Genomic DNA, 14,174 nt, shown 5'->3' on the forward strand with positions numbered 1-14,174 from the left:
ATCGGGGACTCCTGGTCGTACAGGAACCACTCGTCCGCGGGAACGGACGGTGGAACCACATGGCGTGGGCGGAAGTTGGGCCGACGATTGATCCGCTGACTGACCGTGCACGGGGCGGCCTGCACCGATCAGTCGCGAGGCAGCAGGGTCCCCAGCGGTCCGAGATCCAGATTGAGGTCCTCCGGCCGCAGCCCGTGCTGGTCGCACAGCTCGGTCATCCGCTGCTCCAGCATCATCAGCGTCACCCCGATGCGCTCGACCTGCTCATCGCTGAGGTCGCCCTGTTCCACCCGGCGGATCGCTTGCCGCTCCATCAGTTGCCGGAGCAGTTCGACGACGGCCAGCACCAAAGCCACCAGATCACGTCCGACCGTGTCCGGGTCGACATCGAAGCGGGGGCCCGTCACAGTGGCCCCGAGTCCGCCCAGGGGGCGGGTACCCGCTCGGTCACCGATGACAGGAGGGCGTGCAGCGACAGCCGGACCAGCGGCACGTCCGCGATGGCGATCACCAGGTCCCCGCTGATCACCACGCCCGTGGCCATGAGCCGGTCCAGCAGATCCACCAGCGGTACGCCGATCGGCCCGTCAAGCGGCTCACGCTCCTGCCACGGCACAGGTTCAACGCTCTCCACGGGCCCCGTCCTCCCCTGCGAACGAGTAGGGCACCCACGGGCCGGACAGCTCGATCAGTGCTCCGGTGCGCTGCCGCAGCGAGGCCACCGCCTCCGTGAACCGTGCCGTACGGCCCTCCTCCACCAGGTAGGCGCCGTTGAGGACCTGGGCGCGGCGGCAGCCGGTCAGCTGCTGGTCCTGGAGCCGGAGCCGGCGTGCCGCCACCGCCAAACCCCGCAGCTCCGCATCCGCCTCCTCGGCGGTGAGCAACGCGGCACGCCGGCTTTCCTCCCGTGCCCGCTGTGTACCTCGTACCCGCTCGAGATAGGCGCGTCCGGCGCCGGATGTCGGCGGCCCGGCCGGTACGCCAGTGGAGACGGCCCCGCGGCCCGCCTCAGTCGTTGCGGATGCCGAGGACGCGTACACCTTGACGCCCCACTCGACCCGCCCGTCGACGCGGTCCAGCACCGTGTGGAAACGGGCCGCATCGGCGCCGAGGGCCTGCCGGGCGCGCTCCTCGCTGCTGTAGAGAGTGGCCAGCGCCATTGGCACAGCGGGCCCCTGGGCCGCGACGGCCATCACGACCTGGTGGTGGGCGCGGACGCACCGCTCCAGCTCACCGGGGTCGGACAGCCGCTCGGTCCAGGAGCGGCGGTCGGCCTCGGCCGCCGGCACCTCCTGTACGACGGCGTGCAACCGCTCGAAAGGCAGCACCCGCACAGGGGCGCCTGTGATCCCCGGCAACCGGGGGAGGGTGCCCTCGTCCACGTGGCGGCAGACGGCGAAGACGTAGGTCGCCGCCGTGGCGGGCGGCACTGTGGGGACGGGCTGCGTCATGACACCGGTCGCTCCTCTGCTCCTTGGGCCTGTCCGCTCGGCCGGCCCTCCGGGCTGTCCTGGTTCGCTGTGGATGCGGCCGTGCCGTTACGGGGTAGCCCCGCACCCTGCGCGGGCGCGGGTGCCGCGAGCTGCTCGCGCAGTCGTCGGTTCTCCTCCACCAGCTCTCGGTGCGCGGCGCGGGAGGAGAGTGCCGGATCGGTCTCCCACCAGTCGATGCCCGCCTTCTTCGCGGTGTCGACGGAAGCGATGAACAGGCGAAGCCGGATGGTGAGCAGCTCGATGTCCAGGAGGTCGATCTTGATGTCGCCGGCGATGACGATGCCTTTGTCCAGCACGCGTTCCAGGATGTCGGCGAGGTTGCTGGTGGTGGGGCCGGGGAGCTGTCCGGCTCGCCGGTAGTCGACCTCGGTCACCGGGCCGCCTCCGGTCCCGTTCTCGCTTCCAGCCGATCGAGCAGCCGGTCCTCTTCCCGTTCGAATGCAGCCAGGTCGATGTCGCCGTCCTCCAGTGCCTGGTTCAGCGCGGCAAGCCTGGCGCGGACCGCTGCCGGGTCGTTGACCTCGCGATCGGCGGCTTCGGCAAGCTGGTCGGCGACCCAGACCACTCCTCTGACGGGGGCCAGCGGCGCGGTCAGCAGGGCGGAGAGCAACCCCATGTCAGCCTCCCCTTCGCGCCGTGGCAGCTGCCGCGACCTCGGGCTCGGTGAAGCTGTAGCAGGGCAGCGGCCCGGCCACGCGCAGCTCGACCCGGTCCCGGTGAGTTGCGGACAGGCGGTCGACAGCCGCCCGGAAGGCCACGGTGTCCTGCCGGGCGACCAGGAACGACATGTTCAGCACGGTTCCGGTGACGTGCGGCCCGGTCGAGCGGGCCACAGCCAGAGCCGCCAGTTCCGGCTGAAGCTCCTGTGCGGCGTCAGCCGCGCGGCGCGCCAGGGTGTGGACCACCGCCTCGCCCAGGCGCACGTTCGCCTCGTACGACGGGCGGCGCTGTGTGGCCTCGCGGAGCCGCCGGATGTGGGGCTCCTCGGCGACCAGCGCTGCGAGCGCGCCGGTGGCCGGCAGTGCCTTGACGTTCATCTCCACGCGGCCGGCCAGCCGGTCGAGCGCGCGCAGATTCTGCTCGTGGCCGGCCTCCAGCTGCTCGCGGACCGTATCGGCGTCCGGAGCCAGCATTCCGAAGCGCATCGGCAGCACTGGTCCGTCCAGGGCCAGCGTGAGCAGCACTTCCTGGTGGGCCAGCAGATCCCGCCGTCGTGCACGCAACGGGACCGGGGCGGCACTGATCACGGCCGCGGTCGCGCCCACGGGCAGCAGTTCCAGGGCCGCCTGCGGTCTGCCCACCCCGCGCAGTTCCGCCGGCATGGGATGGTCGCAGGCGACGATGCCGTAGACGTAGGGCCCGGCCGCGGTCATCGCTCGCTCTCCCGCCTGCGACGTCCCTTTTCGGGCTCCGCCTTCACGGTACGGCGCCGCGGCCGCGCCTCCGGCTCCGGGCTTTCCCGCTCCTCGTCGCTCTCCTCCTCGGAACTGCCGACGACGTCGCGCAGCTTCTCACCCACCGACTCGATGGTCTTCTTGACCTTGCGTTTGCCCAGGCTCTTGGCTGCCGTACCGCTGAACAACTCGGGAATGGTGGTACTGCGTGAGGTCGCCTCCAGGTCGAGCCGGTTGCACGCCTCGGCGAACTTCAGATACGTGTCCACGCTGGCGACCACGATGCGCGCGTCTATCTTCAGGATCTCGATGCCGACCAGGGAGACCCGGACGAAGACGTCGATGACCATGCCGCGGTCCAGGATGAGTTCCAGGGTGTCGTAGAGCGTCCCGGCACGCGGTACGTACACGACCTCGCTGCTGGAGTAGGTGGTGGTCGTGGCCATGGTCAGGTGGGTCCTCTCGGAAGGCTTCCGGTGGGCGTCGGCAGGGCCCGTCAGTCGTTGGCGGCGCCTCTGCGGTAGCGGCAGACCCTGCGGTACTCGGCAGGCCGGCCGGATTCGTCGAGTTCCACCTCGTATGTGGCGAGCAGGCTGGTCGTATCGGGGATGCGAGGCACTTCCAGCACATCGACGCCAACGCACCAACCCTGTTCGGTGCGCCGCACGGCACACACGCCCTCGATGCGGTGGTTGATGAAGCTCTGCAACCAGTCGCAGGCGGTGCGGGCGGCCTCCTCAGGCCCGACCTGTGTGACCGTCCCCCGACCGGCGTCCGCCGAGGTACCGCGGGCACGCGCGCCCTTGGAGGGTGTACTGGTACCGGTGCGGCGTTGCTCAGGCATGACGCCAGCGTGACCGGGCGGCGCCCTGGACGCATCTTCACTGCGGCCGATCCGGCGAACGCGTCCGCCCTTGCCCCACAACGGTCGCCCAGCGGGTGATCGCGAGCCCCAGCACCGGATCCTCCTGCCTCACACATGGTGCGCAGGCCGCCGCGTACGGCACGTCGCCGTTCCGTCCGCCTGCACCTCAGCAGAAGGTGGCGAAACAACCTGGTCAGGCTTGCGATGTCGCCGTCTGCGGCAGTTGGCCAGTGCTGCCGCCGCCTGGGGCCCGAAGCCGGTAGCGGAGGAACAGATACGAATTCCTTCGCCGGATGCTGATCAGCTCCGTCCATTCCGGCCGGTCCGGCAGGAGTTCGAGTCCCTCGATCAGTCCGGGGCGGGCGGTGTCGGAACGGCCGGCGAGCACGGGGGATGTCGTGACGAACAGCTCGTCCAGCAAGCCTTCACCGAGCAGGTGACCGATGAGGTGCGGCCCGCCCTCGGTGAGCACCGCCGCGTGCCCGTGAGCATGGAGAGTCGCCAGCACATCGGCCATGCGGAGGGTGGGACCTTCGTCGGCGACGAGTACCGTGCATGCTTCTGGAATGCGTCCCTCCAGTCTGCGGGCGCCGTCCAGGGTGGTGGTCACGAGCGCGCCCGACTGCAGGGCTGGGTGCCGGACGGGCAGGTTGCCGCTCGCGGTGACAACGACCAGTACCGGTTGGGTGGCGCGGCGCAGGCTGCGCCGTAGCCCGGCGAAGTCCGGGGCGGCTTGGGGAAAGACGTACTCGGGTGTCCAGAGATGGCGGGGCGTGGCTCGGAGGGTGCCGGCGCCGACCAGTACGGCGTCGGCGCAGGCGCGCAGCAGTCCCATGACGAATCGGTCCGCGGGTTCGCGTCCGCTGATCGCCGATCCGGAGGAGGGGTATTCGGGACCGAGAGCTGTCACTCCGTCGATGGAGGTGACGAAGTTCGCGTACACACATGGTGAGGTGAAGCCCAGATCGCCGTCGTAGGCAGTGGCAAGCGCCGGGGGCAGACCGAAGCAGGGCTGCCCGGCCTCCTCATACAGCAACTCCAGGGGCTCCAACGAGCTTGCCCGCGTTGGCCCGGCGGTGTGCGCGGCGCTGTCTTCAGCCATGTCCGGCCAGGCCCCGCTGGCCGCACAGCGTGAAGAACTCGCCGCGCAGTTGCGGGTCCTCGTCGTAGGTGCCCCGCCAGTGGGTGGTACGGGTGCTGGACTCGATCTCCCGTACGCCGCGCATCTGCGTGCACAGATGCACCGCTTCCAGGTGGACCGCGACGCCGTGTGGCAGCAGGATGTGCTGCAGCGATTCGGCGAGCTGGCGGCCGATGCGCTCCTGCACCGAGAAGCGCCGGGCGAACAGCCGCACCAGCCTGGTCAGCTTCGAAAGGCCGAGGATGTGCTCGTGTGCGATGTAGCCGACGTACGCCTTGCCGAAGAACGGCAGGGCGTGGTGCTCGCAGAGCGCGAAGAACGGGATCGGTCCTTCGACGATCTGGCTGATCCGGCAGTCCGAACCGCCGTGGCACTCGGTCTCGAAGGCGGTGACCAGCTTCTCGTCGCCTTCGTACCCACTGGTGGCGTCGAAGAGGGCGCGAAGGAAGCGGCGGGGTGTGTCTGCCGTGGCCGCTGATCCGACGGCCAGGCCGAGCGCCTCGAAGATCTCCTTGACGTGACCCTCGAACCGCTGCCACTCCTCGGGGGTGATCTGCCGCGGAGACACGGCCGCCCACTCAGCCTCGTCCGTCACGGGCACCAGGCCCTCGCCGACCAGCCCGACGACAGGCGGGGGACCGTTCGTCTGCAGGGATTGATCGTTCATGCGCAGCCCCAAGACGTGACGCACGTCGCGTCGAAGTCGATCGCTTCCATTATCGACTGATCTGTGCGCGAGCGCTGCGCGAGCGGACAACGCCCGCCTGCAGCAGCACATCGAATCGAGCTGCCAGTCGTTCCCGACGACGGTGGCGACACAGGGTGTGATCACCCCACCGGGGCCGTCAACCCCGGAGCAGCTCCGCGAGCACCGCCGCTTCGCTGATCTCGGGATGCTTGGTTGCGGTGAGCAGTGTCAGGGTCCGGTCATGGGCGAGATCGCGCAGATGCGCCACAGCGTCTGCGTGCTCCGGATCTTCGAGCTCGGTCCGGTAGCGGCGGCTGAACTCAGGGAATCGCTCAGGGACGTGGTTGTACCACTTGCGCAGCTCCGTGGAGGGCGCGACCTGCTTGCACCACTCGTCGAGGTGGGCCTTCTCCTTGGCCATTCCCCGGGGCCAGATGCGGTCAACCAGCACTCTGGTGCCGTCGGTTCGCGCGGGAGCCTCGTAGACGCGGCGAACGTGCACGGTCCTTTTGCGTGCCATCGGGGGACCTCCTGCCGGGGCGTCGTACGTAGTAACGAGCGATGAACCACCTTGCACCGCTGTACGAGGTTCCCGCACGCCTCCCGGTCCTCATCCCACGCTACCCGGCATGCGCCCTGGCCGCCGTGACCACGCAGCGGGTCCAGGGGCGCCGGCCGGGCTCGTCAGGCCGGCCGGGCTCGTCAGGCGGGACGGGCTCGTCAGGCGGGACGGGCTCGTCAGGCCGGCCAGGCGAGGAAGCCTCCGACGAGGGTGCCGTAGGCGAGGTGCGCGGCGAGGGTGACGGTGGGGGTGCTGGGACCGTAGTTGAGCATGAGGAATCCGGGTGGTTCCAGCAGGGCGACGCCGGGAGCGCTGGTCTGTGACGTGCCCATGCGGGGGTGGATGAGAGGCAGCAGGATATTGACCAGGGCGGTGGCTGCGAACAGGCCGTGGACGAGGGCGAAGACACATCCGGTCGCCAACGCGCGGCTGGCCTACCAGCACTACGAGCGGGTCTTCTCTCCCCCCCGCTGGCATGCCCTGCGGCAGGCGGGGGCCCACCCTCAGCGTCCACTGTGGGCTTCGACCTCCGTCAAGGACCCCGCCTACCCCGACACCCGCTACGTGACCGAGCTCGTCGCACCCGGCGTGGTCAACACCATGCCCGAGGCCACCTTGCGCGCGGTCGCCGACCACGGCCGGGTACCGACCGACTCGGTCCGCGCCCACTACGACGACGCTCAGCAGGTTCTCGACCGTTTGCGGGCCGCCGACGTGGACTGTGACGAGCTCTTCGCTCGGCCACGACCGTCGCCTCGGACGCGGCCCGGGCCGTCCAGACCGCCCGCACCCATCCGGGCCAGATCGCCAGCCTGATCCTCCCGGTCGACACCGCCTGGTCACCCGCCGCCGGCGCTGCTGCGCCGTTGCCGGTGCCACCGGCACCCGCGGTGGGCGAACAGGTCATCGCCCGGGCCGCCGACGTGCTGCGGTCTGGGCGCCGGACAGCGTTCCTGCTCCGGGGCAGCGCGTTGCACGGCGAAGGGCTGCGGGCAGCGGGCCGCATCGCCGTGGCTACTGGAGCCCGCCTGATCTGCGACACCTTCGCTCCGCGCATCGAGCGGGACGCCGGCCGCGTGCGGGTGACCCGCCTGCCCTACCGAGCCGGCGACGCCATCGGCCTCCTGGCCCAGTACGACGTCCTGATCACCGTCGGGACCGACGCGCCAGTGGCCTTCTTCGCCTACCCCGGCAAGGCCGGTGAACTGACGCCGAACGGCTGTTACCACGTGGTGCTGTCTCATCTCCACGAGGACGGCGCCGGCGCCCTCACGGCACTGGCCGACCTCATCGGCGCCCCAACCGCCCGCTCCCCGCGGCACGACTGGCGTCCGCCTCCCGCTCCCGAGGACGGCGATCTGCCCCCTCAGCACCTTCCAGGCGCTCGCCCACCTGCTCCCCGAGGGAGCGATCATCAGCGACGAGAGCGTCACCGCCGGCTTCGCCGGCTACCCCGTGCTGGAACGAGCGGCACCGCACGATCACCTCAACCTCACCGGGGGCGCGATCGGCGGCGGCATGCCCCTGGCCACCGGAGCGGCGCTCGCCTTCCTGGGACGGAAGGTTGTGTCGCTGCAGGGCGATGGAAGCGCCATGTACACCCCACAGGCGCTGTGGACGCAGGCCAGGGAAAACCTCGATGTCACCACCGTCATCTTCGCCAACCACTCCTATCGCGTGCTCGACGAAGAACTTGACCTCCTTGGTGCCCCCGCCCCTGGCGCGCAGGCCGCCGCCCTGCTGGAACTCGACCGGCCCCGGCTGGACTGGGTGAGAACAGCAGAAGGCATGGGCGTCGAGGCGACCCGCGTGCACACGACCTCGGACCTGGAAAAGGCACTGCGCAGCACCTTCGAGCACGCTGGCCCCGGCCTCATCGAAGCAGCCATCGGCCGTCGACCGACGCAGTGACTGCCGCGAAACTGCCCGTGCTCCAGCGACTACCGCCAGGGCACGGGCAGTGGACCGGTCATAGGGTGATGGTGCCGCGGATGTAGACGGTGGCGGCGCCGCTGACCCAGACCGTGCCGTCGGTATCTGCGGTCACGTGGCTGACCTGGGCTGAGCTGGCCGTCGTCGACTGGCAGGAGACAGACGCCTCTGGCGCACGAAGCCGCGCCTCGGCCGCAGGCGTCGGCAGCGACTGGGGTCGAGTCTGGAGCGTCATGCGCATACTCAGCGAAGTCCATGGCGCGGAGAACGTACGACTTGTCGTCTGGTTCTACTGACCCAGCGTCACGGCTTCCCTGTTTCGGATGGTTTGGCCTTTAAATGGCTATTCCTTGCTCAATCGGTCTGGTTCCCCATGGGCATGCCGGTGCCGGGTTGGGAGTCCTGGCCGTCTCGGTGCCGCAGGCGTCCCTCGACCTGCGAGCCGAGAGGCCGACGGACAAACCGGCTGGCAAGGAGAACCTTCACCATGGTGGACATCGTCGAAATCTACGTCCACTGGTACGCGGGCCGGTCGAAGAGCCGGCTGGCCACTTCGCTGGGGGTGGACCGCAAGACGATCAGGAAGTACCTGGCACTGGCGGAGGCGGCGGGATGACCCCGGGCGGGCCGCCCATGAGCGAGGCGGACTGGGCCGAACTGATCAAGAGCTGGTTCCCGGAGCTGGCCAGCCGGAGGCTGAACAAGCTGACCTGGCCGGAGATCGAGCAGCACCGGGACTACACCAAGCAGATGCTGGAGACCACCACGTCACCACGATCCACCAGCGGCTGCGGGACGAGCGGAAGCTGAAGGATCGCTCACCTCGCTGCGGCGGTGGTGGGACAGCCGGAGGACGTTGGGGCCGTCGACGGAACCGGAAACGCATCCGCCGGTTCGGCAAGTGCTCCTTCCCCCCTCTGGGCCCCTCAGCAGAGGCCCGTGGACGTCAACGGAACCGCGTGGACGCCGCTGTCAGTGGCCTCTGCCAGGATGCCCCGGTCAACACCACGACCTGGAGAGACCATGGGCACTTGGGATACCGGCCCGTTCGACAACGACACCGCGGCGGACTTCTGCGGCGACCTCGACGAGGCAGCCGCAGACGAACGAGAGGGCGTGATCCGCAGCGCTCTCACGCGTGTGATCGATACAGAGAACTACCTCGAAGCACCCGAATCCGACGTTGCGGTGGCCGCGGCTGCCCTCGTTGCCGCGCAATGCCCACAGGGCCCGGCCACCGGCTCCGTCTACGGGCCGAAAGAGCCCCTTCCTGACCTCGCCAGCCTGCGGGACCTCGCCCTCCAGGCACTTGACCGTGTTATGACCGAGCCGTCCGAACTGCTCGAGATCTGGGACGGAACTCAGGGCCGCGCTTGGCGCGCAGAGATCCACCGGCTGCAGAACGGGCTCCTGCCGCAAGCTCTCGGAGAACAGCTCCGACTGGTCTGAACAGCCTGCTGACACCGTTCGCCCACCACTGGAAGGGCGCCATGAGCTGGGATGTGCTCTTGTTCCGCCTGCCCGACGACATCACCTCGGTCCAGCAACTCCCCGATGCATACGAGTCGGCTCCGCTCGGCCGCCTGGACGATGTCCTTGCGACCATCACGTGTGCCGTCCCCGAAGCCGACCTTTCCGACCCCACCTGGGGAGAGATCCTCGGACACCCCTGGTCGATGGAACTCAACATCGGATCAGACGACCCCGTGGACTCGATCATGCTCCACATCCGGGGCTCCGGCGACGACGTCCTCACGGCGGTCTTCCGCCTCGCCGAAGCCCTGCACTGCAAGGTCCTCGACTGCGCGGAAGGAGAGCTCATCACTCCACGACAGACATCAGGCCGGCACGCCTTCCAGCAGTACCGCGACCACGCGCTCGACACGACAGTCGGGTAGAACGGCCGACATGACGGTCTTCTACTGTGCGAAGTGCGGTGCTCAGCTGACCCGCGACCTTCAGGAGCTTCCAGAGGTCCCCGATGCCCGTGTAGCCGACGCAGACCGCGACCACAAAACCCGGTTGGCACCCTCGACCGTGCCTATGGGGTCCTACGCCATCGACCCGAAGCCATGGGGCGCACCATTTGTGCGACCGTCGGCGCAAGACCTCGAACCTGATGCATCCGGGAATCGCGCTCATCTTATGCCGCCCGAGCTGGACGGAGCGGTCTCCAGGGGTCCCAGGAACTCGGTGATCGTGCATCCGAACGACGTGCCGAGCCTCCGTCCGGCCGGCGCGCTGGGCATACACGGCGGGTGCTGCGGGCCGTTGGGAACAGGGGGCCGCAACATGGCGTGCGCCTGTGGAGCACTCGTGGCAACCCTTGCCGCGGACTGTCTCGGGCCCCATGAACTGCACCTCGACTCCATCCGTGCGTACGCCTACAACACCGAACCCAAGGCGTGACCTCAGATCCCTCGTCACCCTGGGCCTCACCCCCTGCGGTACTGACTCACCGTGCCGGCCCAAGGGCCGGCCGCCCGGCAGAAACGGGGAACGATCACCGTCCGACTGGGGAACGATCTTCAACACGCTCCGCAGCTGCAGGCCAGACCGATTCGTGAACACCCCTTGGCCGGGTGAACTGGCCAGGCTCCACCGCAGAGACGAGACCGCCGACGGCGTCCAGGACTTCTTCACAGGCATGGAGCACGCCGGTCGGTCCCCACGCGTCCTTACCGGCGTCGTGCATCCCAGCGAGTTGCGCGGCTCGCGCACCGGGTTCAGGATGCGCCCGCAATGCCATCGTCAGCCATCGACCGGCTGCCGCCATGCTGGGCCGCACGGGCCAGCCGTTGATGATGCACAGCAGCTGCTGGCAGCTGAGGTAGATCCAGCCGGCCAGGAACAGGGCAGGGAGGCAGCAGGTGATCAGGGTGGAGCGGATGTGCCAGGAGAACCATTCCAGACAGCGTGAGAAGACTCTGGTCGGTGCGACGGCGTTGTGGCGGTGGGTGTGGTCGAACAGCAGGCTCGAGGGGGCCACGCCGCTGGTGTCTTTGATCTGTTGCCCGAGGCTGGACATGTGGGTGCGCCATGTCTTGATCCACTGGTAGGAACTGACGGCGACCAACAGCCAGCCCGCGCATAAGGTCATGCCGAAGAAGGCCAGGTAGTGCCGGTCCACGGTGCTGCGCTGGCCCGCGACGAAGGCCACCAGGGCGCTTTGGACAACCAGGAAGAGGTTCAGACTGCGGGCGGCGCCGACCCGGATGTACTGCGGATCCTCGCCCTCGATAAGCAGGACGACGTCACCGCGTGGACGGACCGTGGAGGGGCCGCGCCCGGGCCCTTCGCCGTCACCGAGACCGGCCTGCTCGACGAACTCGCCGACGTTCCCCGGTACGCGATGCTGCTCGCCACCACGACCGGGCGTGTTTCGTCCGTTCGTCTCGCTCGCAGCACCATGGCCTCGAGGTGACCCGCGCGCGATCTGCTGGTGCCGGACGCCGCGGTCATCCTCGACACCGAGACCACCCGCCTGGACGGACAGACCGTCGAGATCGATGCGGCCACCGGCAAGAAGCTGATGAACACCCTGGTCAAGCCGACCGAGCCGATCAGCGTCGGCGCCCGCTGAAACCGACGGGTTCGCTGAATGTGGAGGCAGATCAGCCGCGAACCGGCGGGCGCCTCGGGTCACGACCCCTGCTTCGTTCTCGGCAAGAACGTCGTAACGGCCGGCCCGCGGAGCGTCGCACGACGTGACGCGGGCCGGCTGACGATCGGTGAAACCGCAGGTCAGCCCAGCTTCCGGAACAGTCCCTCCTGGACGACGGACACGATCAGCTGCCCCTCCAGGTTGTAGATGCGCCCGCGCGCCAGGCCCCGCCCGCCCACCGCGATCGGGGACTCCTGGTCGTACAGGAACCACTCGTCCGCGCGGAACGGACGGTGGAACCACATGGCGTGGTCCAGCGACGCCATGTCGAATCCGCGCGGACCCCACAGGGGTTCCACGGGGATGCGGACCGCGTCCAGAAGCGTCATGTCGCTGGCGTAGGTCAGCGCGCAGGTGTGCACCAGCGGGTCGTCGCCCAGTGGCCCGACCGCCCGCATCCACACCGCGCTGCGCGGCTCGGCGTTCTCGACCTCGTCCTGGGTCCAGCGCAGCCGGTCCACATAGCGGATGTCGAAGGGCTGACGCCGCGCCATGCGCTCCAACTGCTCCGGCAGCGCGCCCAGATGCTGCTTGATCTCCTCGGCGAGCGTCGGCAGCGACTCGGGGTCCGGCACCTCCCGGGCCGGCGGCAGCTGGTGCTCGAAGCTCCCCTCTTCGGGCTGGTGGAACGAGGCGGTCAGATTGAAGATCGTGCGGCCCTGCTGCACGGCGGTGACCCGCCGGGTGGTGAACGACCGGCCGTCCCGGACCCGCTCGACCTGGTACACGATCGGCACACCCGGCCGTCCCGGGCGCAGGAAGTACGCGTGCAGCGAGTGCACCGGCCGGTCGCCCTCCGTGGTGCGCCCGGCGGCGACCAGGGCCTGGCCCGCCACCTGGCCACCGAAGACCCGCTGCAGGGACTCCTGCGGGCTGCGGCCACGGAAGATGTTGACCTCGATCTGCTCCAGGTCGAGCAGGTCGACGAGCCGCTCGGCGGGGTTGGTCGTCATGTGATGGCTTCTCCTGTGCTCACAGCCGTCCGGCGTCTGTTCACAACTGGCCTACGTCGGTGACCCTGACGACGGCGCGTCCCTCGGCGTCGGAGGCCGTCAGGTCGACCGCCGCGCTGATGCCCCAGTCATGATCGCCGTTCGGGTCGGCGAAGGTCTGGCGGACCCGCCACAGCCCGTTCTGCGGCTCCTCCTCGATCATCAGCAGCCGGGGACCGCGCGCGTCGGGGCCGGTGCCCAGCTCGTCGTACTCGTCCCAGTACTTGTCCATCGCCTCGCCCCACCGCTCGGCGTCCCAGCCGGACTCGGAGTCCATCTCCCCGAGTTCGTCGACCTGGTCGAGGGCGGCGAGCTCCACGCGACGGAACATGGCGTTGCGGACGAGGACGCGGAAGGCGCGCGCGTTGGAGGTGACCGGCTTGACCTGGTCGGCCTTCTCCTGGGCCTCCTCGGCGGTCATCTCCTCGGGGTTGGCGAGCTGCTCCCACTCGTCGAGGAGGCTGGAGTCGACCTGGCGCACCATCTCACCGAGCCAGGCGATCAGGTCCTCCAGGTCGTCCGACTTGAGGTCGTCGGGCACGGTGTGGTCGAGGGCCTTGTAGGCGCCGGCCAGGTAGCGCAGCACGATGCCCTCGGTGCGGGCGAGCTCGTAGAAGGACACGAACTCCGTGAAGGACAGCGCCCGTTCGTACATGTCGCGGATGACGGACTTCGGCGACAGCGGATGGTCGCCCACCCACGGGTGGCTCTTGCGGTACGTGTTGTACGCGTGGAAGAGGAGCTCCTCCAGCGGCTTGGGGTACGACACGTCCTGGAGCCGCTCCATGCGCTCCTCGTACTCGACGCCGTCCGCCTTCATCGCGGCCACGGCCTCACCGCGCGCCTTGTTCTGCTGGGCGGCGAGGATCTGGCGCGGGTCGTCCAGAGTGGACTCGACGACGGACACCATGTCCAGGGCGTACGAGGGGGACTCGGGGTCCAGCAGCTCGAAAGCGGCCAGGGCGAAGGTCGACAGCGGCTGGTTGAGCGCGAAGTCCTGCTGGAGGTCGACCGTCAGGCGCACGATGCGGCCCTCGGCGTCCGGTTCGTCGAGCTTCTCCACGATCCCGCCGTCGAGCAGCGAACGGTAGATGGCGATCGCCCGGCGGATGTGCCGCAGCTGCTGCTTGCGCGGCTCGTGGTTGTCCTCCAGCAGGCGCCGCATGGCCTCGAAGGCGTTGCCGGGGCGGGCGATGACCGACAGCAGCATCGTGTGCGTCACCCGGAAGCGGGACGTGAGCGGCTCGGGGTCGGAGGCGATGAGCTTCTCGAACGTGTTCTCCGTCCAGCCGACGAAGCCCTCGGGAGCCTTCTTGCGGACCACCTTGCGGCGCTTCTTCGGATCGTCGCCGGCCTTGGCGAGCGCCTTCTCGTTCTCGACGACGTGCTCGGGCGCCTGCGCCACCACGTAGCCCGCCGTGTCGAAGCCGGCCCGCCCTGCCC

Annotated in this window: 23 protein-coding genes and 1 pseudogene; 8 read left to right on the plus strand and 16 right to left on the minus strand. The window is 69.2% G+C overall.

What is annotated here, in order from left to right; translation table 11 throughout:
* Positions 1-128: 128 nt before the first annotated feature.
* The 12 genes from FNH04_RS27280 to FNH04_RS46715 all read right to left on the minus strand — a co-directional run bounded on the left by FNH04_RS27280 (position 129) and on the right by FNH04_RS46715 (position 6,475).
* Positions 129-407, minus strand: a complete 279-nt coding sequence (locus FNH04_RS27280) for a gas vesicle protein K (protein ID WP_322723988.1) — start codon at positions 405-407, stop codon at positions 129-131.
* Entirely contained in the window at positions 404-634 is a 231-nt protein-coding gene (locus tag FNH04_RS27285; protein ID WP_322723989.1) for a gas vesicle protein, read from the minus strand. The genes FNH04_RS27280 and FNH04_RS27285 overlap by 4 nt, the downstream gene beginning before the upstream one ends.
* On the minus strand, positions 621-1,451 hold the full coding sequence (locus FNH04_RS27290) for a GvpL/GvpF family gas vesicle protein (RefSeq protein ID WP_152788451.1): 831 nt from the start codon (positions 1,449-1,451) through the stop codon (positions 621-623). The genes FNH04_RS27285 and FNH04_RS27290 overlap by 14 nt, the downstream gene beginning before the upstream one ends.
* On the minus strand, positions 1,448-1,867 hold the full coding sequence (locus tag FNH04_RS27295) for a gas vesicle protein (RefSeq protein WP_322723990.1): 420 nt from the start codon (positions 1,865-1,867) through the stop codon (positions 1,448-1,450). The genes FNH04_RS27290 and FNH04_RS27295 overlap by 4 nt, the downstream gene beginning before the upstream one ends.
* Positions 1,864-2,109: a gas vesicle protein GvpG gene (locus FNH04_RS27300; protein ID WP_152788452.1), complete on the minus strand. Its 246-nt coding sequence runs from the start codon at positions 2,107-2,109 to the stop codon at positions 1,864-1,866. Before FNH04_RS27300 ends, FNH04_RS27295 begins: the two co-directional genes overlap by 4 nt.
* A 1-nt stretch (position 2,110) precedes the next feature.
* Positions 2,111-2,866, minus strand: coding sequence for a GvpL/GvpF family gas vesicle protein (locus FNH04_RS27305; RefSeq protein WP_152788453.1), 756 nt, complete (start codon positions 2,864-2,866; stop codon positions 2,111-2,113).
* A complete protein-coding gene (gene gvpJ, locus FNH04_RS27310; protein ID WP_152788454.1) occupies positions 2,863-3,333 on the minus strand; it encodes a gas vesicle protein GvpJ in 471 nt (156 codons plus the stop codon). Before gvpJ ends, FNH04_RS27305 begins: the two co-directional genes overlap by 4 nt.
* Before the next feature lie 50 nt (positions 3,334-3,383).
* Entirely contained in the window at positions 3,384-3,731 is a 348-nt protein-coding gene (locus FNH04_RS27315; RefSeq protein ID WP_152788455.1) for a gas vesicle protein GvpO, read from the minus strand.
* A gap of 214 nt (positions 3,732-3,945) precedes the next feature.
* On the minus strand, positions 3,946-4,854 hold the full coding sequence (locus FNH04_RS27320) for a RibD family protein (RefSeq protein WP_152788456.1): 909 nt from the start codon (positions 4,852-4,854) through the stop codon (positions 3,946-3,948).
* Positions 4,847-5,560 carry a GTP cyclohydrolase I gene (folE, locus tag FNH04_RS27325; RefSeq protein WP_194236834.1) on the minus strand — a complete coding sequence of 238 codons (714 nt, stop codon included), beginning with the start codon at positions 5,558-5,560 and terminating at the stop codon, positions 4,847-4,849. The genes FNH04_RS27320 and folE overlap by 8 nt, the downstream gene beginning before the upstream one ends.
* A gap of 178 nt (positions 5,561-5,738) precedes the next feature.
* Complete coding sequence (locus FNH04_RS27330; protein ID WP_152788458.1) at positions 5,739-6,101, minus strand: DUF488 domain-containing protein; 363 nt, start codon at positions 6,099-6,101, stop codon at positions 5,739-5,741.
* Between the two features lie 218 nt (positions 6,102-6,319).
* A complete protein-coding gene (locus FNH04_RS46715; protein WP_194236836.1) occupies positions 6,320-6,475 on the minus strand; it encodes a hypothetical protein in 156 nt (51 codons plus the stop codon).
* Positions 6,476-6,557: 82 nt separating this feature from the next.
* Between FNH04_RS46715 and FNH04_RS47930 the strand changes: the two are divergent.
* Positions 6,558-6,875: pseudogene (locus FNH04_RS47930) on the plus strand (transaldolase family protein); the annotation flags it as partial.
* A gap of 723 nt (positions 6,876-7,598) precedes the next feature.
* Complete coding sequence (locus tag FNH04_RS27340) at positions 7,599-8,054, plus strand: thiamine pyrophosphate-dependent enzyme (protein ID WP_152788460.1); 456 nt, start codon at positions 7,599-7,601, stop codon at positions 8,052-8,054.
* Positions 8,055-8,112: 58 nt separating this feature from the next.
* On the opposite strand, the gene FNH04_RS47935 is transcribed toward FNH04_RS27340, so the two are convergent.
* Positions 8,113-8,316 carry a hypothetical protein gene (locus FNH04_RS47935; RefSeq protein WP_228031640.1) on the minus strand — a complete coding sequence of 68 codons (204 nt, stop codon included), beginning with the start codon at positions 8,314-8,316 and terminating at the stop codon, positions 8,113-8,115.
* A 246-nt stretch (positions 8,317-8,562) separates the two neighbouring features.
* On the opposite strand from FNH04_RS47935, the gene FNH04_RS47940 reads away from it, so the two are divergent.
* From FNH04_RS47940 to FNH04_RS27365, 4 genes are all read left to right on the plus strand, one after another.
* Positions 8,563-8,691: a hypothetical protein gene (locus FNH04_RS47940; protein ID WP_386574614.1), complete on the plus strand. Its 129-nt coding sequence runs from the start codon at positions 8,563-8,565 to the stop codon at positions 8,689-8,691.
* Positions 8,688-8,885, plus strand: a complete 198-nt coding sequence (locus FNH04_RS49480) for a hypothetical protein (RefSeq protein WP_386574612.1) — start codon at positions 8,688-8,690, stop codon at positions 8,883-8,885. Before FNH04_RS47940 ends, FNH04_RS49480 begins: the two co-directional genes overlap by 4 nt.
* A gap of 213 nt (positions 8,886-9,098) precedes the next feature.
* Positions 9,099-9,524 (plus strand): DUF4259 domain-containing protein, encoded by a 426-nt coding sequence (locus FNH04_RS27360; RefSeq protein WP_152788461.1) that lies wholly within the window; start codon positions 9,099-9,101, stop codon positions 9,522-9,524.
* Between the two features lie 41 nt (positions 9,525-9,565).
* Positions 9,566-9,973: a hypothetical protein gene (locus FNH04_RS27365; protein ID WP_152788462.1), complete on the plus strand. Its 408-nt coding sequence runs from the start codon at positions 9,566-9,568 to the stop codon at positions 9,971-9,973.
* Positions 9,974-10,578: 605 nt separating this feature from the next.
* Here FNH04_RS27365 and FNH04_RS27375 read toward each other — a convergent pair.
* A complete protein-coding gene (locus FNH04_RS27375; protein ID WP_152788464.1) occupies positions 10,579-11,235 on the minus strand; it encodes a hypothetical protein in 657 nt (218 codons plus the stop codon).
* A 9-nt stretch (positions 11,236-11,244) separates the two neighbouring features.
* On the opposite strand from FNH04_RS27375, the gene FNH04_RS27380 reads away from it, so the two are divergent.
* Both FNH04_RS27380 and FNH04_RS27385 read left to right on the plus strand, forming a co-directional pair.
* A complete protein-coding gene (locus FNH04_RS27380) occupies positions 11,245-11,499 on the plus strand; it encodes a hypothetical protein (RefSeq protein WP_152788465.1) in 255 nt (84 codons plus the stop codon).
* A gap of 18 nt (positions 11,500-11,517) precedes the next feature.
* Entirely contained in the window at positions 11,518-11,658 is a 141-nt protein-coding gene (locus tag FNH04_RS27385; RefSeq protein WP_194236835.1) for a hypothetical protein, read from the plus strand.
* Between the two features lie 161 nt (positions 11,659-11,819).
* Here FNH04_RS27385 and FNH04_RS27390 read toward each other — a convergent pair whose 3' ends face one another.
* Together FNH04_RS27390 and FNH04_RS27395 are read right to left on the minus strand one after the other, a co-directional pair.
* Entirely contained in the window at positions 11,820-12,692 is an 873-nt protein-coding gene (locus FNH04_RS27390; protein ID WP_152788466.1) for an acyl-CoA thioesterase, read from the minus strand.
* 40 nt (positions 12,693-12,732) lie between these two features.
* A partial coding sequence (locus FNH04_RS27395) for a DUF3516 domain-containing protein (protein WP_152788467.1) occupies positions 12,733-14,174 on the minus strand: 1,442 nt, incomplete at its 5' end.

This window comes from Streptomyces phyllanthi (assembly GCF_009377205.1).
GTDB classification, from domain to species: Bacteria; Actinomycetota; Actinomycetes; order Streptomycetales; family Streptomycetaceae; genus Streptomyces; species Streptomyces phyllanthi.